The organism is Streptomyces sp. NPDC059009 (genome assembly GCF_042740175.1).
In the GTDB taxonomy this organism is placed as follows: domain Bacteria; phylum Actinomycetota; class Actinomycetes; order Streptomycetales; family Streptomycetaceae; genus Streptomyces.
This window is the reverse complement of the sequence record NZ_JBHYJB010000022.1, coordinates 118,947-142,665: the sequence shown is the minus strand read 5'-3', so window position 1 is coordinate 142,665 and position 23,719 is coordinate 118,947. Positions and strand designations below refer to the sequence as shown.

Here is a 23,719-nt window from a genome sequence, read left to right as displayed (position 1 = left end):
GGGTTGAGCCGCTTCCGTACGCGTGTGTGGGGCCCGTCCCGGGAGGAGGCGGGCCCCACTGCTCTGCCGGGCTACGGCGCTAGCACTGGTACCGCGTCGTGTGGTTGAACGACGACGACTGGCCGTCGAAGCCGTAGGTGCCGCGGTACGACGGCGGGTTCTGGAACTGGCCCACGATCGTGATCGTGTTGGCGCAGGAGCCCTGGCCGGCGCGCTTGGCGTCGATGCGCAGCGAGTTGCCCAGGGAGCCGCCCGTGATGTCCCACGGGGCGCCGCAGATGCCGGAGGTGATCTGGCCGCCGGTGATCACGAACGGATAGGTGTTGGGGTTGTACTTCACCGTCATCTCGAACGTGACCGCCCCGTTGTGCAGCGTCAGCTTGGCGTCCGTCTGCACCGCCTCGGCCGACACCTCCACGGCCTGCGTGGCGAACGCCTCGTCACGCGTCTTGACCTCCGCCCCCTGCGGGTTGTGGAAGCGGTGCTCGGCGCGGGTCTGGCCCTTCTGCTTACGTGCCTGAGTGGTCATGGAAGCCTCCCTTCATGAAGCCACGGCCGTCAGGCCAGCTGCTCGGAGATCTCCACGCGCAGCAGCGCGCGGACGTTCTCGATGTGGTTGGCCACGGTGACCGTGGAGGAACCGGCGAAGAGCAGACCCAGGGCGACGTTGTCGAGCGAGGTCACCAGGGACCCGGAGTCGCCGCCCGCGGAGATGGCCGTCGTCAGGATCTGGTCCTTGAAGCGGGCCGTGCCCGCCGTGCCGTAGTTCACGTCGATCGTCGCGTCGACCGCGAGGATGCGGCCGAAGGAGATGTTCGTCGTCCGGCCGGTCTTCTTGACCCGGTCGCCGACGGCGACGTTGCACTTGCGGCGCCAGGCGCGCGGGGCGCCGCTGAAGTACTGCTCGCGGGTCGCGTCCTGGAACTCGACGGCGCCGAGCGCGCAGTCCACCACGTTGTTGTGCCGCTCCAGCGGGATCTGCGGCGCGAACTGGATGGTGACGAACCGGTCCAGGACCGCGATGCGGTCCGCCGGGTCCTGCCCGCCGTCGAAGACGCCGGGCTGCACGATGGCGCTGCCCAGCTGGGCGCGGTTGGAGTCGGCGAGCACGTGGTTGTTGGAGAGGATGTAGAACTTCGACGGGATGCCGAGCCCGGCGGCCGGTGGGTCCACGGTGGCGCCGGGCAGGAAGTCGTAGACCACGCTGCCGAGCGTGCCGGCCGTCACCTTGACGTTGCCGACGGAGATGCCGGACGGCGCGGGCCGCATCCGCCGCTTGAGGATCTGCGGCTCGAACACGCCGAGCGCGCCGGACTCCTGGAGCAGCGGCTGGGACAGCCGGGCGAGCTGTTCCTCGACGCCGCCGTCCGCGCGCAGCGAGCCGACGTCCTCGATGCGGCCGCTGCCCGCCTTGCGCTGCTGCTGGCGCTGTGCGGCGACATGGCCGACCGCGACGATGTCGGTGGGAGTGCCGTCGTCCATGGTGCGCGGGACGACGTCCCGCTCCGGCAGCATGGACTCGGGCACCTTCTGGGTGACGAACACCAGCACGGCGGGCTCACCGGTCGGCTGTCCGTCGATCCACTTCACGCCGTGGCCGTAGCCGACGACGTTGGCGAGCGGCTGATCACGCCGCATGAAGTCGGAGAGCGCCTGCTGGCGCGAACTGTCGCTGAGCTGCCCCCCAGTGGGACCTCGCATCAATTCGGGCTGGCTGACCACGCCCGATCACCTCTTCCCCTGAATGAAGAGGTTCCGTCAATCCCTAGGCCGAAGCCCTCACGACGGATCGTCCAACTGACCGTCCTGAGCGCTCACTTCACCGATCGCGAGCACGCGCACCGGCACGCCGTCGAGCTCATCGGGAACCACGTCTTCTCTGCGGAGCCGGTCACGGGGCACCTTCTGGGAGACGAAGACGATGATCACGTCCCCACCTGTGTGCTCGTCCCTCCCAGTACCGACTCCGGTCACATTGGCCAGCCGCATGAGCCGGCTCTCATGGAGGCTGCGTGCGCGATGAGCGTCCACCGGCTCGCCTCCCCACGACGGGTGATGCAGGTAACAGGTAGGTGCTGTCTATTGCGGTGTGCATCCGGGGTCAAGATGTTCTGCGCGAAATCTTGGCTTTAGCGCCTTTCTGCTGCTGTTGACCTTCTTTACGAAGATTCTTCCAACCACTCACTGAACAGCAGCCCTGGCCAACGGTTGGCCGCTCAAGTCCTCAGGTGCGACGCCCCGTTGAGATCGAGGACCGTGCCCGAGGCCCACTCCGCGAGCGGCGACGCCAGCCACAGCACGGCATCGGCGATCTCCTCGGCGGTGCCCGCGCGCCCGAACGGGCTCTGGGCGCGGATCGCCTCGCCCTCCGCCCCGCTCAGCCGGTGCGCCACCCGCTCGGTCGCGAAGAAGCCGGGCGCCACCGAGGCCACCCCGATGCCGTGCGGCGCGAGCGAGACGGCGAGCGACTGGCCGAGCGCGTGCACGGCCGCCTTCGTCGCCCCGTACGCCGGGTGGTCGGGCTCGCCCCGGAAGGCGCCGCGCGAGCCGATGTTGACGATCCGGCCACCGGTGCCCTGCCCGATCATCCGGTGCGCCGCCAGATGGCTGAGATTCGCCGTGGCGAGGAGGTTGACGGACACGTGCCGCTGCCAGAGCTCCGCCCAGTCCGCGTACGAGGTGTCGGCGAGCGGGTGCGGCAGGTTCACGGCGGCGTTGTTGACGAGCACGTCGAGGCCGCCGAGGGCGTCGGCCGCCCGGTCCGCGACGGCGGCGGCGCCCGCCGGGTCCGCCAGGTCGCCGCCCACCAGGACGTGCCCGTCCCCGCTCAGCGAGTCCAGCGTCGCGCGGGCCTCCTCCTCGCGGGAGCCGAAGTGCACGGCCACCCGGTCGCCGTTGGCCGCGAACGCCTGGGCCAGCGCGCGGCCGAGCCCGCGTGAGGCTCCGCTGATGAGGACACGGCGCCCCGTGGCGGGCAGAGTCATGGGTGAAAACCTCCGGAAGTGGTCCCCTGAAGTCGGACAGTGTTCAACCGCCGTTTATACGCGAGCGGGAATGTGACGCCGACAGCAGCCCGGTCGTACGCGCGCTGAAGGAGAGACGATGACGCTCACCCGCAGGGACTTCGCCAGACGATCCGCGCTCACCGGTGCCGGGGTCGCCCTGGCCGGGAGCATCGGTGCGCTCGCCACCGCGCCCGGTGCGCTCGCCGCCACCGAGACGGACGAGGTGGCGGGCACGGACGGGGCGGACGGCCACAGTCACGGGCACGGGAACGGCGGTCCGGGCTACGGCCCGCTCGTCCCCGACCCGGAGGGCCTGCTTGCGCTGCCCGCCCACTTCTCGTACAAGGTCATCACCTACAGCGGGCGGACCAAGCTGGAGAGCGGCGAGTTCACGCCGTCCAACCACGACGGCACCGCCACCTTCCCCGGCCCGCGCGGCACCACCCTCCTCGTCAACAACCACGAGCTGAAGGGCCCGCGCGCGGACTGGAAGTACCCGGTCCCGCTCACTGAGGGGCTCGTCTACGACCCGGCGGCCTCCGGCGGCTGCACCGTCGTCGAGGTCCGCCCCGACGGGCAGGTCGCCGAGTGGGTCGGCATCGCGGGCACGGCCACCAACTGCGCGGGCGGACGCACCCCTTGGGGTACCTGGCTGACCTGTGAGGAGACCGAGGACAAGGCCGGCAAGAACGGCATGACCAAGGACCACGGCTACGTCTTCGAGGTCGACCCCCTCGACCGCAGGGCCAACCGCGCCCCGAAGCCTGTCAAGGCGTTCGGCCGGTACGCCCACGAGGCCGTCGTCATCGACCCCAAGCGCGGCCACGCCTACCTCACCGAGGACGCCTCGGGCCCCAACGGCCTGCTCTACCGCTGGACTCCGCCGCAGGGCTTCCACCACGGCCGCGGCCGGCTCCGCACGCTCGCCGACGACGCGGGCGCCCTCAAGGCCCCCAAGTGCTATGACTCCGGCGGCCGTTTCGTCGACGACCTGTCGCGCGCCACGAAGATCGGCACCGTGTACGGCGTGGACTGGGTGGAGGTCCCCGACCGCGACGCGCAGACCGTGCCCGTGCGGGGGCAGTTCAAGGACGGTGAGATCACCCGCGCCCGCAAGCTGGAGGGCATGTGGTGGGGCGACGGCGGCGCGTACATCGTCTCCTCGTACGCCCGCGAGGAGAGCCCCGTCCGGCACGACGGCCAGGTCTGGTTCTACGACCCGTCGCGCCGCACCCTGACGCTGAAGGTGCTCCTCGGGGTCAACCCCGACCCGTCGAAAGACGGCGCCTTCGACGGACCGGACAACATCACGGTCTCCCCGTACGGAGGGCTCGTCATCGCCGAGGACGGGGAAGGGATCCAGCACCTCTTCGGCGCCACGGAGAGCGGCCGCACGTATCCCATCGCGCGCAACGAGCTCAACATCGGCACCGAAGAGAAGCCGGAGTACAGCGAGTTCACGGGGGTCACCTTCTCGCCCGACGGCAAGACCCTGTACGCCAACATCCAGACGCCGGGCATCATGCTGGCGATCACGGGACCGTGGCGGCGCCGGCGCCGCTGAACCCGCCGGTGAGGTTCAGACGGTCAGGGTGCGGATGAGCTTGTTGCGGCGGAAGTCGCGGGACTCCACCGTCAGCTTGCCGTCCGTGCCAAGGAGCACGCGCAGACCCTGGGACTCCGCACCGGAGCCCGGGGTCTCGCCGCCGCTGCCGTCCGGCCCGAACATGGTCTGGTTGACTTCTTCCCTACTCGCGAACGAGAGGGAATCCCTATGGCTCGCGCCGTGGGGTTTCCTGCTTCGTCGCCGACTGCCCGTCCGGAGTTCTCCGTTGAGGTCTTACACCAGCTCCACAGGCCGATGCCGCCAGCCCGGCGGCCTTGAGGTTGCGTGCCGCGTTCACGTCCCGGTCATGGGTCGTGCCGCAGCCCTCGCATGTCCAGGTGCGGACGTTGAGCGGCATCGCCTTGGCGAGGGTGCCGCAGTGGGAGCACAGTTTGGAGGAGGGGAAGAAGCGGTCGACCGCGACCACGTCCCGCCCGTACCACTGGGCTTTGTACTCCAGCATGCTGCGGAACTCGGCCCATGACGCGTCGGAGATGGCGCGGGCCAGTTTCCGGTTGGTGACCATGTTGCGCACGGTCAGGTCCTCGATCACGAGCGTTTGGTTCTCACGCACGAGACGAGTGGTCAGCTTGTGCAGCGCGTCGCGTCGCCGGTCGGCGATGCGGGCATAGATCTTGGCGACCTTGCGCCGGGCCTTGGCCCGGTTCGCGCCATCGCCGCTGGCTTTGCGGGCCAGCTCCCGCTGGGCCTTCGCCAACCGTTCCCGGTCACGACGTTCGTGCCGAGGGTTGGCGACCTTCTCCCCGGTGGAGAGAGCCAGCAGGTGTTCCAGGCCCACGTCAATGCCCACGGCCTTGCCGTTGGCGGGCAGCGGCTTGACGGTGGGGTCCTCGCACAGCAGGGAGACGAACCAGCGTCCCGCCGCGTCCTGCGAGACCGTCACCGTGGAAGGCTTCGCGCCTTCCGGGAGGGGGCGGGACCACACGATCGCCAGGGGTTCCGCCATCTTCGCGAGCATCAACTCGCCGTCCCGGAAACGGAACCCGCTGGTGGTGTACTCGGCGGACTTCCGCGACTTCTTCTTCGACTTGAAGCGCGGGTACTTCGCCCGCTTGCCGAAGAAGCTCGCGAACGCCGCCTGCAAGTGCCGCAGGGCCTGTTGGAGCGGGACCGAGGAGACCACGTTCAGGTAGGCCAGTTCCTCGGTCTTCTTCCACGCGGTCAGCATCGCCGAGGTGGCGTTGTAGTTGACCCGCTCCTGGCGCGCCCATGCCTCGGTCCGGGCGGCGAGCGCCATGTTGTAGACCTTGCGCACACACCCCAACGTGCGCGACAGCTCGGCCGCCTGCGCATCGGTCGGATAGAAGCGGTACTTGAACGCCCGCTTCACGTGCGTGGCCCTCATGCTTCACAAGCTAGCACGTCAACTTGTTAGCTTTCGGGGGAAGTTGGCAGTGGGAGACAGATCGGCTTGGCGGCGATGCGTCTCCCACATGCCTCTTGCTGTAGAGGCCCTACAGCGCCTGCGCGGCGGGCTTCACCATCCCGCGCACCGTACGGGACTTCACGAAGTCGCCCATGGCCGTCATGTCCCACTCGCCGGAGAACTGCCGGACCAGCTTCGCCATCATCACGCCGGTCTGCGACTCGGCGTTGGTGAGGTCGAAGCGGACCAGCTCTTCGTTGGTCGCCGCGTCGATCAGGCGGCAGTACGCCTTGGCGACCTCGGTGAACTTCTGGCCCGAGAACGAGTTCACCGTGAAGACCAGGCCCGTGACCTCCTGGGGGAGGCGGCCGAGGTCGACGACGATCACCTCGTCGTCACCGCCGCCCTCGCCCGTGAGGTTGTCGCCGGAGTGCTTCACCGCTCCGTTCAGGATCGAGAGCTTGCCGAAGTAGCAGCTGTCGATGTGGTTGCGCTGCGGGCCGTACGCGATGACGGAGGCGTCCAGGTCGATGTCCTTGCCCCGGAACGCGGGCTCCCAGCCGAGGCCCATCTTGACCTGCGCGAGCAGCGGGCGGCCGGCCTTGACCAGGGACACGGTCTGGTTCTTCTGGAGGCTGACGCGGCCCTTGTCGAGGTTGATCTTCCCGGCGCCGGGGGCGGGCGGTGCGGGGGCGGCGGGGGCCGCCGGGGGTGCGGCGATACGGGGGTCGGCCGCGGCCGGCGGGGGCGGGCCCTGGACCGGGGGGCCGGACGGGGGTGCCATGGCGGCGGGCGGAGCGGTGGGGGCGGCCGGGGCCGGGGTGGCCGCCGGGGCGGGCTCCTCGACGCTCACGCCGAAGTCGGTGGCGATGCCCGCGAGGCCGTTCGCATAGCCCTGGCCGACCGCGCGTGCCTTCCACGCGCCGCCCCGGAGGTAGACCTCGACGATGACCAGGGCGGTCTCGGTGCCGAGCTGCGGCGGGGTGAAGGTGGCGAGGACCGAGCCGTCGTCCGCGTTGCGGATCGTGGCGGTGGGCTCGATGCCCTGGAAGGTCTGGCCGGCCGCGTCCGGGCTCGCGGTGACGACGATCTTCTCGATGCCGGGCGGGACGGAGGCGGTGTCGACCGTGATCACGTCGGGCGTCGTGCCGCCCCCCGACTGGTAGGTGACGCCGGGGCCCGAGGGCTGGTTGAAGAAGATGAAGTCGTCGTCCGAGCGCACCTTGCCGTCGGCGGTGAGCAGGAGGCCCGAGACGTCGAGGCGCACGGGGGCGGAGACGTCCACTGCCACGCGGGTGGCGGTGAGCGGGATGTTCGAGCCGGGGGTCATAGCGGTCATGCCCCGGGTAACGACCGGGCCCGCTTTACCGTTCCCTTACCCGCAGCTTTTCCTTCCCCGATCCCGCCCCTTCCCGAACCGGACGGGCTAGGGATAGCCCGTCCGGCGCTTGAGGACGAGCCGCGGCAGCGGCGACAGGGGTGCCCCCGGGCGACGGAGTCGCGGATTCGGGAAGGGGCGGGACCGGGGAAAGAACCGCCGGAGGCAGAGGCTCAGCCCCCGTTGCGCGGATGCCGCCGCGCCGCCCTCTCGTTGCCCCGCTTGTAGTTGCCCGTCCAGCGCGCCATCACCAGCTGTGCGTCGCCGGAGTCCACCTCGGCGACGAACTCCGCGGCCCGCGCACCGCGCAGCGTGGCCGCGGTGCGCGGGCCGTGCGTGATCACGACGGTCCCGTCGCCCCGCACGGCGTACGTGAATCCCTGAGGTCTCGGCATGCCGAGGAGAGTACGGCGGGGGCTAGGGCACCACCACCGTTTTACGGCCCGCCCCCGAGGCGAAGTGGTCGAGGGCCGCCGGGTAGTCCGCCAGCGGCATCCGGTCGCTGATGAAGACGTCCGGGTCGAGGACCCCCGCCGCGAACAGCTCCGCCGCCCGCTCGTAGCTGTGCAGGACCGCCATCGACCCGGTGATGGTGATCTCCTGGTTGTAGATCCGGTACGGGTCGATCGTGACCCGGGTCGCGTAGTCGGCCACGCCGAACTGGAGGAAGGTGCCCGCCTTGGCCACGCGGCCGAGGCCGTCCTGGATCGCCGCCGCGTTCCCCGTCGCGTCGATCACCACGTCCCAGCCGCCGGGCCGGTCCAGTTCGTCCGCGTTCGCGGCGGCCCCGGACACGCCCAACTTCCGCGCCGTCGCCAGGCGTTCCGCGTTCAGGTCGATCACCTCGACGCTCGCCGCGCCCGTCCGCTTCGCGAGCTCCAGCATCATCAGGCCCATCGTTCCGGAGCCGTAGATCAGGACCCGGGAGGCGAGGCGGGTGCGCAGCACGTCGTAGCCGCGGACCGCGCAGGAGAGCGGTTCGATCAGGGCGGCGTCCTGGGTGCGGACGTGGTCGGGCAGGCGGACGCAGTTAGCGGCGGGGGCGAGCGCGTACTGGGCCGCGCCGCCCGCCGTGGTCACCCCGATCGCCGCCCAGCGCTCGCACAGGTTGCCCCGCCCGTCCCGGCAGTGGCGGCACTCGTGGCAGTGGAGGGAGGGGTCGACCGCCACCCGGTCGCCCGGCGCGAGATCGCGCACCTCGCTGCCCCGCTCCACCACGACGCCCGCGAACTCATGGCCGGGCACCACCGGCAGCGTGGGCGCGAACTCGCCCTGGAGGATGTGGAGATCCGTTCCGCACAGGCCGCATGCCGCCACCTCCACGACGACGTCCCGTGGGCCGGGGGTGGGGTCGGGCACCTCGCCCACGACGGCCTTGCCCACGGACTCGATGATGGCGGCTTTCACTTGACAGCTCCCAACGACAGGCCCTGGACCAGCTTGTCCTGGGCGGCGAACCCCGCGGCGAGCACCGGCAGGGAGATCACGAGCGACGCGGCGCACACCTTCGCCAGGAACAGGCCCTGGCTGGTGATGAATCCGGTCAGGAAGACGGGGGCGGTCGACGCGACGACCCCGGTCAGGACACGGGCGAAGAGCAGCTCGTTCCAGCTGAAGATGAAGCAGATCAGGGCCGTGGCGGCGATGCCGGGCAGGGCGATGGGGGCCACGACGCGGGCGAGGATGACGGGCAGGCGCGCGCCGTCGATCTGTGCGGCCTCGATGACGGCCTTCGGCACCTCGGCGAGGAACGACTGCATCATCCACACGGCGATCGGCAGGTTCATCGACGTGTAGAGGATGACCAGGAGCCAGATGTTGTCGAGCATCCCGGTGTTCTTGGCGAAGAGGTAGATCGGGAGGAGGCCGGCGACGACCGGCAGCATCTTCGTCGAGAGGAAGAAGAAGAGGACGTCCGTCCATTTGCGGACCCGGCGGATCGAGAGAGCGTAGGCCGCGGGGAGGGCCAGGAGGAGGACGCAGATGGTGGAAACCACTGATGCCACCGTCGAGTTGATCAGCGCGGGCCAGGGGCTCGCGCCGCCGCCCGCCCCGAAGAAGTCGCGGTAGCCGTCGAGGGTGAGCGAGGCGGCGAGCGAGGGCGGGTTGGTGGCCGCGTCCTCCTCGGAGTGGAAGGACGTCAGCGTCATCCAGGCGATGGGCAGGAAGAAGAGGATTCCGGCGAGCCACGCCACCAGGCCGAGGCCCTTGCCCTTCACGATCCCCTTGCCCTTCACGATCCCCTTGCCCTGCAGGCCGGTTGAGAGGTTCATCGGGACGTCTCCTCGCGGAACAGGGACGACACGACCCGCAGCGCGAACGTCGCGATGAGGATCGAGCCGATCACGACGAGGACGCCCGCCGCCGACGCCAGGCCGTTCTCATGGGCCTGGTAGAAGCTCTGGTACACGGTGTACGGGAGGTTGGCTGTGCCGAGGCCGCCGGAGGTGATCGTGAACACCGCGTCGAAGTTCTGCACGATGTAGATCGAGCCGAGCAGGGCGCCCAGTTCGAGGTAGCGGCGCAGGTGGGGGAGGGTCAGGTGGCGGAAGACCTGCCAGTTGCCGGCGCCGTCCATGCGGGCCGCCTCGATGAGTTCGGGGTCGCGGCTCTGCAGGCCCGCGAGCAGGATCAGCATCATGAAGGGCGTCCACTGCCAGACGAGGGACGCCTCCACGGCGAGCAGCGGGGTGTTGGAGATCCAGTCGGGCTGGGCCGCCGAGTCGCCGCCGGCCCAGTGCAGCAGGCCGTTGAAGAGGCCGTACTCGGGGTTGTAGAGCACGTGCTTCCACAGCAGCGCGGCCGCCACCGGGACCAGCAGGAACGGTGCGATCAGCAGCGTGCGGACCAGTCCGCGGCCGCGGAACTTCCGGTCCAGGAGCAGCGCCAGGCCGAGCCCGATGACCAGACTCGCGAGCACCACGGCCGCGGTGAGCAGGATCGTGGTGAAGACGGACTTGCGCAGGTCCGGGTCGGTGAGGACGTCGTGGTAGTTGGCGAAGCCGGTGAAGTGGCGGGCGTCCGGGTAGAGCGCGTTCCAGTCGAAGAAGGAGATCACCAGGGTGGCCACGAACGGGAGTTGGGTCACGGCGATCATGAAGATCAGGGCGGGCAGGAGCGGGGCCCGGGTGGCCCAGGCGCGCAGCCGTCCCGGTGGCGCCTTCCTTGCGGCGGGCGCGCGCGTGGGCGTGACAGTGGTGCTCGCTGTGACGGTCATCGGCCTCGCCCCTCGTACTCCTCGGAGATCTCTTCGGCGATCCGCTGCGACTTCTCCAGGGCCGATCCGACGGACTGGCGTCCGGCGATGGCCGCACTGATCTCCTGGGAGACCCGGGTGCCGAGGTCGGTGAACTCGGGGATGCCGACGAACTGGATGCCGGGCGCGGGCCGAGGCTGCACGCCCGGGTCGCGGGGGCGGGCCCCTTCGATGGCGGCGCGGGTGACGTCCTGGAAGGCGGCGGCTTCTTTGCGGTACGCCGGGTTGGTGTAGGTCGAGGCGCGCTTGCCCGCCGGGACGTTGGACCAGCCGATCTTCTCGCCGACCAGGTTCTCGTACTCCTTGCCGGACGCCCAGGAGATGAACTTCCACGCCTTGTCGGGGTTGTGGGACGCCTTCTGCAGGCCCCACGCCCAGGTGTAGAGCCAGCCGGAGCTCTTCGTGCGCTCGACCGGTGCCGGGACGTAGCCGATCTTGCCCTTGACCGGGGACTTGGCCGACTCCAGGGAACCCGCGGCGGCCGTGGCGTCGTACCACATCGCCGTCTTGCCCTGGGTGAGGTTGTTGAGGCACTCGGCGTAGCCGGACTGGGCTGCGCCGGACTCGCCGTGGTCGCGGACGAGGTCCACGTAGAAGCGCGTCGCCTTTTCGAACTCGGGGGAGTCCAGGCGGGCCTTCCAGTCCTTGTCGAACCATGTGCCCCCGAAGGTGTTGACCACTGTCGTCAGGGGCGCCATCAGCTCGCCCCAGCCGGGCAGCCCGCGCAGGCAGATGCCCTTCATCCCGGGCCGGGCGCCGTCCACTTGGGCGGCCAGCCTCGCGACCTGCCGCCAGGTGGGGTGCTCCGGCATGGTCAGGCCCTTCTGGGCGAAGACGTCCTTGCGGTACATCAGGAAGGACGACTCTCCGTAGAAGGGCTGGCCGTAGAGCCTGCCGTCGTTCCCGGTGAGGGACTGCCGCATGGACGGCAGGACGTCGCGCTCGTCGTAGGCCCGGTCCTTCCGCGCGTACGAGCCGACCTCGTGCAGCCAGCCGTTCCTCGCGTAGATGGGGATCTCGTAGTTGCTGAGCGTGGCGACGTCGTACTGGCCCGCCTGGTTGGCGAAGTCCTGGCTGATCTTGTCGCGGACGTCGTTCTCGGGCAGCACGGTGAAGTTCACCTTGATGCCGGTCTTCTTGGTGAAGTGCGCGGCGGTGAGCTTCTGGAGCTCGGTCATCTGCGGGTTGTTGACCATGAGGACGTTGATGGAGTCGCCGCCTGACCCGGTCCCGCCCGCACCGGCCCAGCAGCCGGTGAGCAGCGGGGCGAGCAGCGTCCCCGCGGCGGCCGGCGCGAGCAGTGCGCGGGACCTCCGTCGGCTCTGGGTTCGCATGGATCGCTCCTGGACGTATGACGATTGACGTATGGGGAGATAAGGGGCGCGCGGAAGGTGTGCGGGCACCCCGGGGGGACGGATGCGGGCGTGCGGTCAGACGCGGATGACCTGGGGTCCGCGCAGGGCGTAGCGGTGGGCCTCGGACGCGGGCAGGGCGGTGCTCGTGACGATCGCCTCCAGCTCGGCGACCTCCGCGAACCGGCAGAAGCTGACCGCCCCGAACTTGGTGTGCACGCCCGTGAAAACGGTGCGCCGGGAGGCCCGCATCGCCTGTGCCTTGACCTCGCTCACGGCGGGGTCGGGCGTGGTCAGGCCGTGCTCGCGGGAGATGCCGTTGGCGCCGATGTACGCCAGGTCGATGACGAAGCCGGCCAGCATCTTGGTGGTCCAGTGGTCGACCGTCGCGAGCGTGCCCGCCCGCACCCGGCCGCCGAGCAGCAGCACCGTGACGTTCTCGGCCTCGGCGAGGGCGCCCGCCGTCGCCAACGAGGCGGTGACGACGGTCAGTTGACGGTCCCGGGGCAGCGCCTCGGCGACCAGCTGGGGGGTGAACCCCTCGTCGACGAAGACCGTCTCGGCGTCCCCGAGCAGTTCGACGGCCGCGGCCGCGATCCGCCGCTTCTGCGGGACGTGCATGGTCGTACGGAAGGCGAGCGTCGTCTCGAACCCGGCGCTCTCCACGGGATAGGCCCCGCCGTGGGTGCGGCGGACCAGTCCGTGGTCCTCCAGGGCGCGCAGGTCGCGGCGCACGGTCTCCTTCGCCACGCCCAGCTGGGCGGCGAGCACGGTGACGTCGACGCTGCCGGTGCGGCGTGCCGCCCGGACGATCTCCCGCTGGCGTTCCTCGGCGCTCATGGCCCGCACCTCCCTGTGTGCCCTGCTGCTGACCGCTGCTTCCTGCTGCTGCCCGTTCGGGCCTCGCGTCGGCCCTGAAGAGTTTCTACAGCGGGCCCACCGGCCTGACCAGGTCTGTTGCGCGCCTGATGGTGCCCGGGTGCGCCCGCTTGCCGGGGCGGCCGCCCGCCGCGGACCTGCGGGGCGGCGCGGAAGCGGGCAGGGCCCTGCCCGCTTGGGGGGCCGGGGCTGCCCGTTCGCTGCCCGGGTGCCGGTAAGGGGTGGGCGGGGGAGCCGCGTCAAGAAGTCACCACGGAGCGTCAACAGTGCGTTACCGGCGGGCCGGATCAGGGGGCGGGCGGGCATAACGTCGGTGCCGGGACGCGGAGTTCGCCGCCGCGTCCGCTCAGTGACCGAGCAGTACGTCAGGAGCCGTCACCATGACCCACCGCATCGAAGCCGGGGATGCCGGAGATTCCGAGCCTCTCGAACGCACCCCGGCCGGACCCTTGTTCGTCCCCGTCCGGCCGGGAGCCGGGGCCTGCGCGGCCCGCATCTTCCGCACCCCGATGGGCGGCCGCACCGCCGTCGCCTTCACCAGCGAGCGCCGCCTGGCCGCGGCCCTCGGCCCGGGCCACGCCTGGATCCGGCTCGCCGAGCCCGCGCTGCGCGAGCTGACCCGCCCGGCCGGCGTCACCGAGCTGACCGTCGACCCGCGCCTGACCGCACCGGCGTCGGCGCCCGCCCGCGCCCGCTCGGCCGCGCCCGGGCCGCGCGCCACCGTGACCATCGGCTGAGGGGACGGACCACCATGGCAGTCACCACCATCGCCACCGCGCAGCTCCCGGAGGACTCCTCCGGCGACGACCTCGCGGTCTGGCCCGCCTCCACGACCCCCGGCGAGCAGGGCCTGCCCACCGTCGGCGGCGTCGAACTCCACGAGGTGGCCGAGCGGTTCGGCACCCCCGTCTACGTCCTCGACGAGGCCGAGGTGCGCGAGCGCTGCCGCACCTACAAGGCCGCGTTCCCCGACGCCGACGTGCTGTACGCGGCCAAGGCGTTCCTCTGCCGGGCCATGGTCCGCTGGGTGCAGGAGGAGGGGCTCGGGCTCGATGTGTGCTCGGCCGGGGAGCTGGAGCTCGCCGTCGTCGCGGGCCTGCCGCCCGAGCGCATCGTCTTCCACGGCAACGCCAAGAGCCCCGAGGACCTGCGCGCGGCGCTGCGCCTCGGCGTCGGCCGCATCGTCGTGGACAGCACCTGTGAGATCAGCAGGCTCGCGGCCAATGTGCCCGCCGAGTCCGCGCAGCGCGTCATGGTGCGCGTGGTGCCCGGTGTCGCCGCGGGCGGCCACGCCGCGATCCGCACCGGCACCGACGACCAGAAGTTCGGCCTGTCCATCGCGGACGGCTCGGCCATGCACGCCGTGACCCGCCTCCTGGAGCAGCCCCGGCTCGAACTGACCGGACTGCACTGCCACATCGGCTCCCAGATCGACAGCCCGAAGCCGTACGTGATGGCGGTGCGCCACCTCGTCGGCCTGATGGCCCGGATCCGTGACCGGCACGGCGTCACCCTGCCCGAGCTGGACCTCGGCGGCGGCCACGCGGTGGCCTACCGCCCCGGCGAGCACCCCCTGGACGTGCCCGAGCTGGCCCGCAAGGTGCGCCGCGAGCTCGCCGACGGGTGCGCCCAGGTGGGCCTTCCGGTGCCCCGCCTCGCCGTGGAGCCGGGGCGGGCGGTGGTGGCCTCGGCGGGCATCGCCCTGTACCGGGTGCTCGCCGTGAAGCGCACCGGGACGCGGGTGTTCGTCGCCGTCGACGGCGGCATGAGCGACAACCCGCGGCCCGCCCTGTACGGGGTCCGCTACACGCCGCGCCTGGTCGGCCGCCACTCGGCGGCGCCCGCGCACTCCGTCACGGTGGTGGGCCGGCACTGCGAGGCGGGCGACGTGCTCGCCGCCGATGTGCCGCTGCCCGAGGACGTCCACCCCGGCGATCTGCTCGCCGTGCCGGTCGCGGGCGCCTACCACCTGTCGATGGCGTCCGGCTACAACCTGGTGGGCCGCCCGCCGGTGGTGGCGGTGGCGGACGGCGCCGCCCGGCTGCTCGTGCGCCGGGAGTCCCTGGAGGATCTGCGGGCGCGGGACGTGGGGCTGTAGGGAGCCCTTGCGGGGCGTCAGGGCCGCTGGAAGACGACCTCCGGGTTCGGTGCCATCGGGCCGTCGAGCAGCGGCTGGTGCTCGCCCTTCAGGTGCTGGTCGAAGAAGGCCGCGACATAGGCCCGGGTGATCTCCTCCGAGCGCTGCCAGGACAGTGGTGCCTCGGGGTCGTCGACGCCGAGCTGGCCGAGCAGGACCGGGGCGTCCGTGAAGCTGGAGTGGCCCGTGCCGGACACCGAGAGCCATCGCTTCCAGCCGTCCAGGCCCGCCCAGGTCCTGTCCCAGCTCTCGTCCTTCCCGCCGGGGTGGTGCATGCTCCGGGTGCCCAGCATCATGAACGGCCGCTTGCCGAGTCCCTTCGGTGTGGTGTGGAAGGACCCGTCCATGTTCACCCCGGCGCGGACCCGGCGGTCGGTGGTCATCGTCGCGAGGGCGGCGGCCCCGCCGATGGAGTGCCCGGCGGCACCGATGCGCTGCCGGTCGATCATGCGGGCGTGCGCCCACGCGGAGTGGCGGCCGGTCAGCCGGTCGAGCACGAACGAGATGTCCTCGGCCCGACCCTCGGTGATCTTCTTGCCGGTGCCGGGCTTCTCCAGGGACTCACAGGCGACGCAGGTGAGGATCCGCCCGCCGGGGAAGGCCGTGCCCGTCGACTCATAGGCGTGGTCGACGGTCGCGACGACGTAGCCGCGGCTCGCCAGGTCCTCGGCGAGGTTCGTGAGGAGGGCGCGCGGCATGGTGAAGCCGGGCGAGAGCACGACGAGCGGGAACCTGCCGTGCACCGGGCGGCTTCCGCCGCGCGCGTGCGTACCGGTGGCGCTGATCGCCTCCGGGGGCACCTTGCCCTCCAAGCCCTTGTCCCTGAGGAGGAGCCGGGCCTCCTCGGTGCTCAGGTACGAAGTGGGGCGCCCGCCCGGGGACTTGGCCGGGTAGAACATCGACACCATCAGTTCACGGGCACCCGCCGACGGCACCCACGGGTCGCGGCGGCTCTTGTCGACGAGGTGCAGGGTGTCGCGTCCCACCGCGTGCTCGCCGGTGGGCCGGGGCAGCTCGATCCGGGCCGTGGCGGGGGCCGTTGACGCCGGACGGGCCGCCGAGCGGGCGGGATCCGCAGGCGCGGCCAACGCGCTGCCCGCCCCGGCGAGGGGCAGCGCGAGGGTCAGGGCGAGGACGGTCATGGCGGCGCGGTCACGCGCTCGGTTACGCATCGCGGTCATGCGTACGAACCTAGATCGTCCACGTCGTGAGCCACATCGGACCCCGGTGTGAAGCGGAGTGCCACCGTGGGGGTACCCGCGAGCGCCCGGCATCAACTCCTGGTATGAGAGCCCCTGTTGGTGATCAGTACGGCCAGACCGGCGGGTTCGTGCAGAAGTGCCCGCCCAGGTGGGTGTGGTCGGGGTTGGCCGGGTCGAGCTCGCCCTGCTCGGCGATGAGCTTGTCCGCGTACGGCTCCGAGTCGTCCTGCGGCGCGTAGCCGAGCGCCCGGGCCGGGCCGAGGTCCCACCACAGGCGGGTGTTGGCGGAGGAGCCGTACACCACCGTGTGCCCGACGTTCTCGGCGGTGAGGGCCGCGTGGAAGAGGCGGGCGCCGTCGCCGGGCGACATCCAGACCGACAGCATCCGCACGCTCGTCGGCTCCATGAAGCACGAGCCGATCCGCACCGACACCGTCTCCAGGCCGTGCCGGTCCCAGTACAGCTGGGCGAGGTCCTCGCCGAAGCACTTGGACAGGCCGTAGAAGGTGTCGGGGCGGCGCGGGGTGTCGATGGGGGTCAACGCCTCCTGGGGAAGGGGGTATGGACCGGACGGGCGGGGCGTGAAGCCCACCGCGTGGTTGGAGGAGGCGAGGACGACGCGGCCCACGCCCGCCTCGCGCGCGGCTTCGTAGAGGTTGTGGGTGCCCTGGATGTTCGCCGCGAGGATCTTGTCGAAGGTGGACTCCAGGGAGATGCCCGCGAGATGGAGCACCGCGTCCACCCCGTGCAGCGCCTCGCGCAGCGCCTCCCGGTCCGCGAGGTCCGCCATGACCGCCTCCGGCTCGCCCTCGATGGGGCGCGCGTCGAGCAGCCGCAGCGCGTAGCCGTAGGCGGGCAGCAGCCCCCGCATCAGGGTGCCGACGCCGCCTGCGGCGCCGGTGAGCAGGACGGTGCGGGGAGCGGGCATGAGGGGATCTCCTCGTACGAAATGGTGTACCGCATTCACATCCGTGGACAACGTAGGGATCTTAGGGGTGCCGAGTCAAGGGTGCTGCGGAGGGGGTGGCGCGGGGATATTGAGGGGGTGCGGAGGAGTCAACTCCGGTCCTGGGCCGCGAGTTCGCGCGCTTGACCGCGCTCGTGGCGGCGTCTTAGCGTAGGCGCGTTCAGGAATATAGACGCGGATCAGAAACGTGCACGCTTAGGGAGAGCCCGTGACGTCAGTGCCGCCCCCAGTGTCCCTCGCCGCTCGGCTCAGCATCCCCAGCGGGCCGCTGTTCTTCCCGGTCACCGCCTTCGGGCCCGACGGCGCCGTCGACCTCGAAGCTTTCCGCGCGCACGTGCGCGCGGGCGTCGACGCGGGCGCGGCGGCCGTCTTCGCCTGCTGCGGCACGGGCGAGTTCCACGCGCTCACGCCCGAGGAGTTCCAGGACTGCGTGCGTGCCGCCGTCGAGGAGACAGCGGGCCGCGTCCCCGTCGTCGCCGGCGCCGGGTACGGCACCGCGCTCGCCGTGCGGTACGCGCGCCTCGCCGAACAGGCGGGCGCCGACGGGCTGCTCGCCATGCCGCCGTACCTCGTCGTGGCCGGGCAGGAGGGGCTGCTGCGGCACTACGCCGAGCTGGCCGCCGCCACCTCCCTCGAACTCGTCGTCTACCAGCGCGACAACGCCGTCTTCACCCCCGAGACCGTGGTCCGTCTCGCCCGCACCGAGGGCATCATCGGCTTCAAGGACGGCGTCGGCGACCTCGACCTGATGCAGCGCACCGTCAGCGCCGTGCGCGCCGAAGTCCCGGGCGCATTCCTCTACTTCAACGGCCTGCCGACCGCCGAGCTCACCGGCCTCGCCTACCGGGGCATCGGCGTGACCCTCTACTCCTCGGCCGTCTTCTGCTTCGCGCCCGACATCGCCCTCGCCTTCCACCGGGCCCTGAACTCCGGCGACGACACCACCGCGAACCGCCTCGTCGACGGCTTCTACCGCCCGTTCGTGGACCTGCGCAACGAGGGCCGCGGCTATGCCGTCTCGCTCGTCAAGGCGGGCGTGCGCCTCGGCGGCCTCGATGTCGGGCCGGTGCGGCCGCCGCTGCACGAGCCCGCCGAGGAGCACGTCAAGCGGCTGGCCGAACTGATCGAGCGCGGCCGCGCGCTGCTCGGGGAGGGCGTGTGAGGGCGGCCGCCTTCCTGTACCCGTGGGACGTCGTCGGCGACCCCGGAGCCGCCGCCCGCACCGCGGACCTCGGCGTCCGGCAGGTCACCCTCGCCGCCGCCTACCACTCCACCCGCGCCCTCACCCCCCGCCACCCCCGCCACCGCATCGTCACGGCGGAGCACGCGGCGGTCCTGTACGAGCCGGACGCCCGCTGGGAGGGTCGTGCGCTGCGCCCGTACGCGGCCGGAGCGTGGGCCCCGGGAGACGCCTACGGAGAGGCGGCCCGAGCCCTCACGGAGGCCGGGCTCGACGTGCACACCTGGGTCGTGCTCGCCCACAACTCCCGCCTGGGCGCCGAGCATCCGCACACCTCCGTGGTGAACGCGTACGGCGACCGCTACCCGTGGGCGCCCTGCATCGCGCAGCCCGCCACGCGCGCGTACCTGGTGGCCCTCGCGGCCGAGGCGGCGGTGCGGCCCGGGGCGCGCGGCACCGAGCTGGAGTCCTGCGGCTGGTACGGGCTCACGCATCTGCACGCCCACGACAAGATCGCCGGGGTCGGCGTGGGGGAGGCCGGGCAGTACCTGATGTCGCTCTGCTTCTGCGCCGACTGCCGTGCGGGGTACGCGCGGCACGGCCTGGACCCGGACGAGCTGGCGGTGCGCGTCCGCCGCGCCCTGGAACCCGTATGGCAGGGGGAGCAGGGGGAAGGGCGGGGCGAGGAGCCCGCCGGGGGCTGGGCCGGGGTCGAGGAGCTCCTCGGTGCCGAGACGGCGGCCGCCACGCGCGCGTGGCGCGAGGAGGCGGCGCGCACTCTCCAGGAGGCGTGTGTCGCTGCGGTACGGGCCGCCGCTCCCGAAGGCTTCCAAGTGCTGCTCCACGCCGACCCGTTGTCGTACCGCTGCGGGGCCAACGCGGGCGTCGACCCCGCCCACATCCTCTCCGTGGCGGACGGGGTCGTGGTGCCGTGCACGGGCGGCGCCCGGGCCCTGGAGCCGTTCGCCGCCCAGGGGCGCGGGATGGTGGCCGCCAACTTCACCGTCGTCTCCGGGATGGGCGGGAGTCCGGCCTCGCTCGCCCGGGACGCGGCCCGCGCGGCGGAGCTCGGCGCCACCGAACTGCGGCTCTACCACGCCGGGTTGGCCTCGGACGATGACCTCGGCCTCGTCCGGGCGGCGCTGCGGGAGACCCTGTCGCGACCGGAGTGATCACGGTTACGATCCGCGCACCACGGCTGATCAGCACACTGATCACCACAACCGATCACCATCGGAGGAACGGTGCGTACCAAGAGAATATCCGCGCTGGTCTGCGCCGGGTTCATGGCGGGCACCGCCGTGCTCGCCGGATCGGTGTCCGCCACGGCACAGACCGGAGCCCCCGCCCGCGCGGCCGCCGCCGACCGGGCCGAGGACATCCGTGAACGCCTGGAGTCCCTCCCGGGCATGAAGGTCACCTCGGTGAAGGACGTGGACGGCTACCCCCTCTACTCGCTCACCTACCGGCAGCCCGTCGACCACGACGCCCCCGGCGCGGGCACCTTCACCCAGCGCCTCACCCTGTGGCACAAGGCCACGGACAAGCCGACCGTCCTCTACACCGGCGGCTACACCCTCGCCTCGAACACCACCGCCCTCACCAAGCTGATCGACGCCAACCAAGTCAGCGTCGAACACCGCTACTTCGAGGAGTCCCGCCCCTCCGGAGCGGCCGGGGACGACTGGTCCAAGATGACCGTCGAGCAGGAGGCCGCCGACGAGCACCGGATCACCCGGGCCCTGCGCACCATCGAGAAGGGCAAGTGGCTCGGCACGGGCGCCAGTAAGGGCGGCATGACGGCGACGTACCACGAGCGCTTCTACCCCAAGGACCTGGACGCGGTCGTCGCGTTCGTCGCGCCGAACGACGCGAACAACAAGGACGACAGCGGTTACGAGCGCTTCTTCAAGACGGTCGGCACGCGCGCGTGCAGGGACGCCCTGAACGCCGTGCAGCGCGAGATGCTCGTACGCCGGGACGCCCTGCTCCCTCAGTTCGAGGCGGACGCGAAGGCCGAGGGCCAGACCTTCGAGGAGACCCTCGGCACCGCCGACCGCGCCTACGAGTTCGCCGTCCTCGACCAGGTGTGGAACTTCTGGCAGAGCGGCACCGCCGCCGACTGCGCGACCGTGCCCGACGCCAAGAAGGCCACCGACGAAGAGCTCTACGGATGGTCGAAGAAGCACGGCTTCAGCGTCTACCAGGACGAGGACCTCGGCACCCACGGCACCGGCCCCTACTACCGCCAGGCCGCCACCCAACTCGGCTGGGCCGACCTCACGTTCAAGCACCTCAAGGGTGTGCGCCACTACCCGGACATCTACCAGCCCAACTCGGTGCTCCCGGCCGCGATGCGCGGCACCTACTCCAACAAGGCCATCGCGGGCGTCGACCACTGGGTGAAGACCAAGGGCGAGCGCATGATGTTCGTCTACGGCCAGAACGACCCGTGGAGCGCCGAGAAGTTCACCCCCAGCCACCGTGACTCCCACCGCTACGTCGTGCCCGGCGCCAACCACGGCGCGTCCATCGCCAAGCTGCCCGCGAAGCAGCAGGCGGAGGCGGTGGCGACCATCAAGCGCTGGGCGGACGTGAAGTAGCCGACCTGTAAAGGCACTTGAGGAGAGGGGTGCCCGCAGGGCTGAAGTGACTGCCATTTACACTTTCTTTACCAGGCGTCACTTCAGCCCAAGGAGGCATTCAGGTGCGCAACAAGGGGATATCCGTGCTGCTCTGCGCCGGACTCATGACCGGAACAGTGATGGTGAGCGGCCCGTCCGCGGCGGCCGCCGACGACTTCCGCGAACGTCTCGAATCCATCCCGGGCATGACCGTCACCTCGGTGGAGGACGACAAGGGACACCCCCTCTACAAGCTCACCTACGCGCAGCCCGTCGACCACGGCCACCCCGAAGCGGGCACCTTCACCCAGCGCCTCACCCTCTGGCACAAGGCCACCGACAAGCCGACCGTCCTCTTCACGTCCGGCTACGGCCTCAACTACGACACCAACACGCTCACCGACATCCTCGACGCCAACCAAGTCAGCGTGGAACACCGGTACTTCAAGGAGTCCCGCCCCACGGGCGCGGCCAAGGACGACTGGTCCAAGCTCACCGTCCAGCAGGAGGCGGCCGACGAGCACCGCATCACCCGCGCCCTGCGCGCCGTCGAGAAGGGCAAGTGGATCGGCCTCGGCGCCAGCAAGGGCGGGCAGACGGCGACGTTCCACGAGCGCTACTACCCGGACGACCTGGACGGCGTCGTCGCGGTCGTCGCGCCGAACGACGCGAACAACAAGGACGACAGCGCCTATGAGCGCTTCTTCAAGACGGTCGGCACGCGCGCGTGCAGGGACGCACTCGGCGCCGTGCAGCGCGAGATGCTCGTACGCCGGGACGCGCTGCTCCCCACGTTCGAGGCGGACGCCAAGGCTGAGGGCTACAGCTTCGAGAAGGGCCTCGGCACCGCCGACCGCGCCTACGAGTACGCCGTGCTCGAGCTGGTGTGGGGCTTCTGGCAGAGTCACACGGAGGCCGACTGCGCAACCGTGCCCGACGCCAAGAAGGCCACCGACGACGAGCTCTACGCCTGGTCGATGAAGTACGGCATGTACGTCGAGCACGACGACGACGCCGAGGGCAACCCGTACAACCGGCAGGCCGCCACCCAACTCGGCTGGGCCGACCTGAAGTTCAAGCACCTCGATGACCTGCTCCGCTACCCGGGCCTGCGGCAGCCCAACTCCCTGCTGCCCGCCGCCCTGCGCGCCGACCACGACGGCAGGACCGTGGCCGACGTCGACCGCTGGGTGAGGACCGAGGGCGAGCGGATGATGTTCATCTACGCCGGGAACGACCCGTGGAGCTCCGAGCGGTTCACGCCGAGCGCGCACGACTCGTACCGCTACGTCGCACCCGGCGCCAACCACACGGCCGCCATCGAGAAGCTGCCGCCGGCCCAGCTCGCCGAGGCGGTCACCACCGTCAAGCGCTGGGCGGACGTGAAGTAGCCGGAACAGGAAGGGACTTGAAGAGGGGCGCGGCCACCAGGAGCCGCGCCCCCGCGAGCATCAGCAGCAGTACGCGGTGGTCGACCGTCTCGACGAGGGCCGCGCCGAGCGCGATGCCCAGCGCGGTGGGCGCGAACATCAGCGTGTTGGCGGTGGCCGCGACACGGCCGACGAGGGCGTCGGGGGTCCGGCGCTGCACCGCCGTGAGCCCCGCGATCAGCACGCACGGCAGGCCGAGCCCGTTCGCGACGCTCCCCGCGAGCACCGCCGCGTCGCTCGGCAGTGCCTGGAGCGCCGCCGACAGGCCGGTGAGCGCGATGCCCGCGCCAGCGAAGCCGCGCTCCCCGAACCGGCGCATCACCGGCCCCGACACCACCCCGAGCAGCACCGTCGCCGCGCCCTGCGCCACATACAGCACCCCCGAGTACGCGGGGGAGTGCCCGAGCCCGTCGATGATCGCGTAGAGCGTGCCCGAGCCCAGGCCCGAGGCCAGCATCGTCAGGCCGCCCGCGAGCACCAGCGGTCGCAGCTCCCGGTGTCCCCACAAGTACCGCGCCCCCTCGGCGGTCTCGGTCCGCCACCCTGCCGTGTCCCGCGCCGGGGTGCTCTCCGACACCCGCAGCAGCAGGTACATCCCGGCGGCGAGCACGAAGGTGACGGCGTCCAGGAGCGCCACCCGGGAGCCCCCGTACGCGGCGAAGAGCCCCGCCCCGGCGAGCGGCGCGACCAGCTTCATGCCCTCGTTCGCGGACATCCGCAGCCCGTTGAAGTCCCCGAGCAGCTCCTTGTCGACGGCCGTCGCCACCAGCGCGGCCTCCGCCGCGTCGGCGACGACGCCGCACGCCCCGTACGCGACGAGGACCACGAAGAGGATCCACAGCCGGTCCGCCGCGTCGACCGCGAACAGGGGCAGGAGCAGCACGGCGAGGCCCAGGTTGACCGCGACCAGGAGCGGTCTGCGCCGGGTCCGGTCGGCGAGCGTGCCGAGCAGGGGGCCGAGGAGCGTGGGCAGCCAGAGGGCGAGCTGGCAGAGCGCGGCGAGACCGTTGGAGCCGGTCAGCTCCTTCACCCAGATCCCGGAGGCCAGCCACATCGCCGTGGACCCGAAGCCCGACACCAGGACGGCGCCCAGATAGAGCCCCGCGTTGCGGTCCCGCAGGATCCGCCCGAACGTCCTCGCCGGGGTCGCGTCCGTCTCCGTATGCGTCATGCCAGCCGATGCTCGGCCTAAGGCCCCTGTCGCCGGATCGGGCAGCCTCCCTAGGAACGTCCGGCGCGCGCCGATGAGTTCGGGCCACGCCTGAGGTCTACCTTCCAGGACCCGGGGACCCGGGGACCCGGGACCCAGGCCCCCG

At 71.3% G+C, this 23,719-nt stretch carries 23 protein-coding genes; 7 read left to right on the top strand and 16 right to left on the bottom strand.

Annotation, left to right across the window (positions count from 1 at the left end; genetic code table 11):
* Positions 1-79: 79 nt before the first annotated feature.
* From ACFWYM_RS22680 to ACFWYM_RS22665, 4 genes are all read right to left on the bottom strand, one after another.
* Entirely contained in the window at positions 80-529 is a 450-nt protein-coding gene (locus tag ACFWYM_RS22680; protein WP_384839990.1) for a hypothetical protein, read from the bottom strand.
* A 29-nt stretch (positions 530-558) separates the two neighbouring features.
* A complete protein-coding gene (locus ACFWYM_RS22675) occupies positions 559-1,701 on the bottom strand; it encodes a hypothetical protein (RefSeq protein WP_384839987.1) in 1,143 nt (380 codons plus the stop codon).
* Between the two features lie 78 nt (positions 1,702-1,779).
* Positions 1,780-1,929: a hypothetical protein gene (locus ACFWYM_RS22670; protein WP_384839985.1), complete on the bottom strand. Its 150-nt coding sequence runs from the start codon at positions 1,927-1,929 to the stop codon at positions 1,780-1,782.
* A 287-nt stretch (positions 1,930-2,216) separates the two neighbouring features.
* A complete protein-coding gene (locus ACFWYM_RS22665) occupies positions 2,217-2,984 on the bottom strand; it encodes an SDR family NAD(P)-dependent oxidoreductase (RefSeq protein WP_384839982.1) in 768 nt (255 codons plus the stop codon).
* Between the two features lie 118 nt (positions 2,985-3,102).
* On the opposite strand from ACFWYM_RS22665, the gene ACFWYM_RS22660 reads away from it, so the two are divergent.
* Entirely contained in the window at positions 3,103-4,569 is a 1,467-nt protein-coding gene (locus ACFWYM_RS22660) for an alkaline phosphatase PhoX (protein WP_384839979.1), read from the top strand.
* 15 nt (positions 4,570-4,584) lie between these two features.
* Here ACFWYM_RS22660 and ACFWYM_RS22655 read toward each other — a convergent pair whose 3' ends face one another.
* The 9 genes from ACFWYM_RS22655 to ACFWYM_RS22615 all read right to left on the bottom strand — a co-directional run bounded on the left by ACFWYM_RS22655 (position 4,585) and on the right by ACFWYM_RS22615 (position 12,833).
* Positions 4,585-4,734, bottom strand: coding sequence for a hypothetical protein (locus tag ACFWYM_RS22655; RefSeq protein WP_384839976.1), 150 nt, complete (start codon positions 4,732-4,734; stop codon positions 4,585-4,587).
* A gap of 43 nt (positions 4,735-4,777) precedes the next feature.
* Positions 4,778-5,977, bottom strand: a complete 1,200-nt coding sequence (locus ACFWYM_RS22650; RefSeq protein WP_384839974.1) for an RNA-guided endonuclease InsQ/TnpB family protein — start codon at positions 5,975-5,977, stop codon at positions 4,778-4,780.
* Positions 5,978-6,086: 109 nt separating this feature from the next.
* Positions 6,087-7,328 carry a TerD family protein gene (locus tag ACFWYM_RS22645; protein ID WP_384840043.1) on the bottom strand — a complete coding sequence of 414 codons (1,242 nt, stop codon included), beginning with the start codon at positions 7,326-7,328 and terminating at the stop codon, positions 6,087-6,089.
* 221 nt (positions 7,329-7,549) lie between these two features.
* On the bottom strand, positions 7,550-7,771 hold the full coding sequence (locus tag ACFWYM_RS22640; RefSeq protein WP_384839972.1) for a hypothetical protein: 222 nt from the start codon (positions 7,769-7,771) through the stop codon (positions 7,550-7,552).
* A 22-nt stretch (positions 7,772-7,793) separates the two neighbouring features.
* A complete protein-coding gene (locus ACFWYM_RS22635; protein WP_384839969.1) occupies positions 7,794-8,783 on the bottom strand; it encodes a zinc-dependent alcohol dehydrogenase family protein in 990 nt (329 codons plus the stop codon).
* Positions 8,780-9,649, bottom strand: a complete 870-nt coding sequence (locus ACFWYM_RS22630) for a carbohydrate ABC transporter permease (RefSeq protein ID WP_384839966.1) — start codon at positions 9,647-9,649, stop codon at positions 8,780-8,782. The genes ACFWYM_RS22635 and ACFWYM_RS22630 overlap by 4 nt, the downstream gene beginning before the upstream one ends.
* Positions 9,646-10,593, bottom strand: coding sequence for a carbohydrate ABC transporter permease (locus ACFWYM_RS22625; RefSeq protein ID WP_384839963.1), 948 nt, complete (start codon positions 10,591-10,593; stop codon positions 9,646-9,648). Before ACFWYM_RS22625 ends, ACFWYM_RS22630 begins: the two co-directional genes overlap by 4 nt.
* Entirely contained in the window at positions 10,590-11,966 is a 1,377-nt protein-coding gene (locus ACFWYM_RS22620) for an ABC transporter substrate-binding protein (protein ID WP_384839960.1), read from the bottom strand. The genes ACFWYM_RS22625 and ACFWYM_RS22620 overlap by 4 nt, the downstream gene beginning before the upstream one ends.
* Positions 11,967-12,062: 96 nt before the next feature.
* Positions 12,063-12,833 carry a DeoR/GlpR family DNA-binding transcription regulator gene (locus ACFWYM_RS22615; RefSeq protein WP_384839958.1) on the bottom strand — a complete coding sequence of 257 codons (771 nt, stop codon included), beginning with the start codon at positions 12,831-12,833 and terminating at the stop codon, positions 12,063-12,065.
* Positions 12,834-13,243: 410 nt separating this feature from the next.
* On the opposite strand from ACFWYM_RS22615, the gene ACFWYM_RS22610 reads away from it, so the two are divergent.
* A complete protein-coding gene (locus tag ACFWYM_RS22610; RefSeq protein WP_384839955.1) occupies positions 13,244-13,600 on the top strand; it encodes an SAV_915 family protein in 357 nt (118 codons plus the stop codon).
* A 14-nt stretch (positions 13,601-13,614) separates the two neighbouring features.
* The gene (gene lysA, locus ACFWYM_RS22605) at positions 13,615-14,961 is read left to right on the top strand and encodes a diaminopimelate decarboxylase (protein ID WP_384839952.1); all 1,347 of its coding nucleotides are present in this window, start codon (positions 13,615-13,617) and stop codon (positions 14,959-14,961) included.
* A 17-nt stretch (positions 14,962-14,978) separates the two neighbouring features.
* On the opposite strand, the gene ACFWYM_RS22600 is transcribed toward lysA, so the two are convergent.
* Entirely contained in the window at positions 14,979-16,172 is a 1,194-nt protein-coding gene (locus ACFWYM_RS22600; protein ID WP_384840040.1) for an alpha/beta hydrolase family protein, read from the bottom strand.
* A gap of 133 nt (positions 16,173-16,305) precedes the next feature.
* Positions 16,306-17,130, bottom strand: coding sequence for an NAD-dependent epimerase/dehydratase family protein (locus tag ACFWYM_RS22595; RefSeq protein ID WP_384839949.1), 825 nt, complete (start codon positions 17,128-17,130; stop codon positions 16,306-16,308).
* Between the two features lie 256 nt (positions 17,131-17,386).
* On the opposite strand from ACFWYM_RS22595, the gene ACFWYM_RS22590 reads away from it, so the two are divergent.
* From ACFWYM_RS22590 to ACFWYM_RS22575, 4 genes are all read left to right on the top strand, one after another.
* Positions 17,387-18,331: a 5-dehydro-4-deoxyglucarate dehydratase gene (locus tag ACFWYM_RS22590; RefSeq protein WP_384840038.1), complete on the top strand. Its 945-nt coding sequence runs from the start codon at positions 17,387-17,389 to the stop codon at positions 18,329-18,331.
* Entirely contained in the window at positions 18,328-19,521 is a 1,194-nt protein-coding gene (locus tag ACFWYM_RS22585; RefSeq protein WP_384839946.1) for a hypothetical protein, read from the top strand. The genes ACFWYM_RS22590 and ACFWYM_RS22585 overlap by 4 nt, the downstream gene beginning before the upstream one ends.
* 72 nt (positions 19,522-19,593) lie before the next feature.
* Positions 19,594-20,952, top strand: coding sequence for a S28 family serine protease (locus ACFWYM_RS22580; protein WP_384839943.1), 1,359 nt, complete (start codon positions 19,594-19,596; stop codon positions 20,950-20,952).
* Between the two features lie 104 nt (positions 20,953-21,056).
* Entirely contained in the window at positions 21,057-22,364 is a 1,308-nt protein-coding gene (locus tag ACFWYM_RS22575; RefSeq protein ID WP_384839940.1) for a S28 family serine protease, read from the top strand.
* On the opposite strand, the gene ACFWYM_RS22570 is transcribed toward ACFWYM_RS22575, so the two are convergent.
* Entirely contained in the window at positions 22,339-23,574 is a 1,236-nt protein-coding gene (locus tag ACFWYM_RS22570) for an MFS transporter (RefSeq protein ID WP_384839937.1), read from the bottom strand. The genes ACFWYM_RS22575 and ACFWYM_RS22570 overlap by 26 nt on opposite strands.
* Between the last annotated feature and the right edge of the window lie 145 nt (positions 23,575-23,719).

What these genes read in the sequence shown, in the direction of transcription:
- ACFWYM_RS22680 (WP_384839990.1), bottom strand. Translation starts at nt 529, where the DNA reads ATGACCACTCAGGCACGTAAGCAGAAGGGCCAGACCCGCGCCGAGCAC.
- ACFWYM_RS22625 (WP_384839963.1), bottom strand. Translation starts at nt 10,593, where the DNA reads ATGACCGTCACAGCGAGCACCACTGTCACGCCCACGCGCGCGCCCGCC.
- ACFWYM_RS22665 (WP_384839982.1), bottom strand. Translation starts at nt 2,984, where the DNA reads ATGACTCTGCCCGCCACGGGGCGCCGTGTCCTCATCAGCGGAGCCTCA.
- ACFWYM_RS22645 (WP_384840043.1), bottom strand. Translation starts at nt 7,328, where the DNA reads ATGACCCCCGGCTCGAACATCCCGCTCACCGCCACCCGCGTGGCAGTG.
- ACFWYM_RS22660 (WP_384839979.1), top strand. Translation starts at nt 3,103, where the DNA reads ATGACGCTCACCCGCAGGGACTTCGCCAGACGATCCGCGCTCACCGGT.
- ACFWYM_RS22675 (WP_384839987.1), bottom strand. Translation starts at nt 1,701, where the DNA reads ATGCGAGGTCCCACTGGGGGGCAGCTCAGCGACAGTTCGCGCCAGCAG.
- lysA (WP_384839952.1), top strand. Translation starts at nt 13,615, where the DNA reads ATGGCAGTCACCACCATCGCCACCGCGCAGCTCCCGGAGGACTCCTCC.
- ACFWYM_RS22595 (WP_384839949.1), bottom strand. Translation starts at nt 17,130, where the DNA reads ATGCCCGCTCCCCGCACCGTCCTGCTCACCGGCGCCGCAGGCGGCGTC.
- ACFWYM_RS22600 (WP_384840040.1), bottom strand. Translation starts at nt 16,172, where the DNA reads ATGCGTAACCGAGCGCGTGACCGCGCCGCCATGACCGTCCTCGCCCTG.
- ACFWYM_RS22640 (WP_384839972.1), bottom strand. Translation starts at nt 7,771, where the DNA reads ATGCCGAGACCTCAGGGATTCACGTACGCCGTGCGGGGCGACGGGACC.
- ACFWYM_RS22630 (WP_384839966.1), bottom strand. Translation starts at nt 9,649, where the DNA reads ATGAACCTCTCAACCGGCCTGCAGGGCAAGGGGATCGTGAAGGGCAAG.
- ACFWYM_RS22570 (WP_384839937.1), bottom strand. Translation starts at nt 23,574, where the DNA reads ATGACGCATACGGAGACGGACGCGACCCCGGCGAGGACGTTCGGGCGG.
- ACFWYM_RS22620 (WP_384839960.1), bottom strand. Translation starts at nt 11,966, where the DNA reads ATGCGAACCCAGAGCCGACGGAGGTCCCGCGCACTGCTCGCGCCGGCC.
- ACFWYM_RS22650 (WP_384839974.1), bottom strand. Translation starts at nt 5,977, where the DNA reads ATGAGGGCCACGCACGTGAAGCGGGCGTTCAAGTACCGCTTCTATCCG.
- ACFWYM_RS22610 (WP_384839955.1), top strand. Translation starts at nt 13,244, where the DNA reads ATGACCCACCGCATCGAAGCCGGGGATGCCGGAGATTCCGAGCCTCTC.
- ACFWYM_RS22655 (WP_384839976.1), bottom strand. Translation starts at nt 4,734, where the DNA reads ATGTTCGGGCCGGACGGCAGCGGCGGCGAGACCCCGGGCTCCGGTGCG.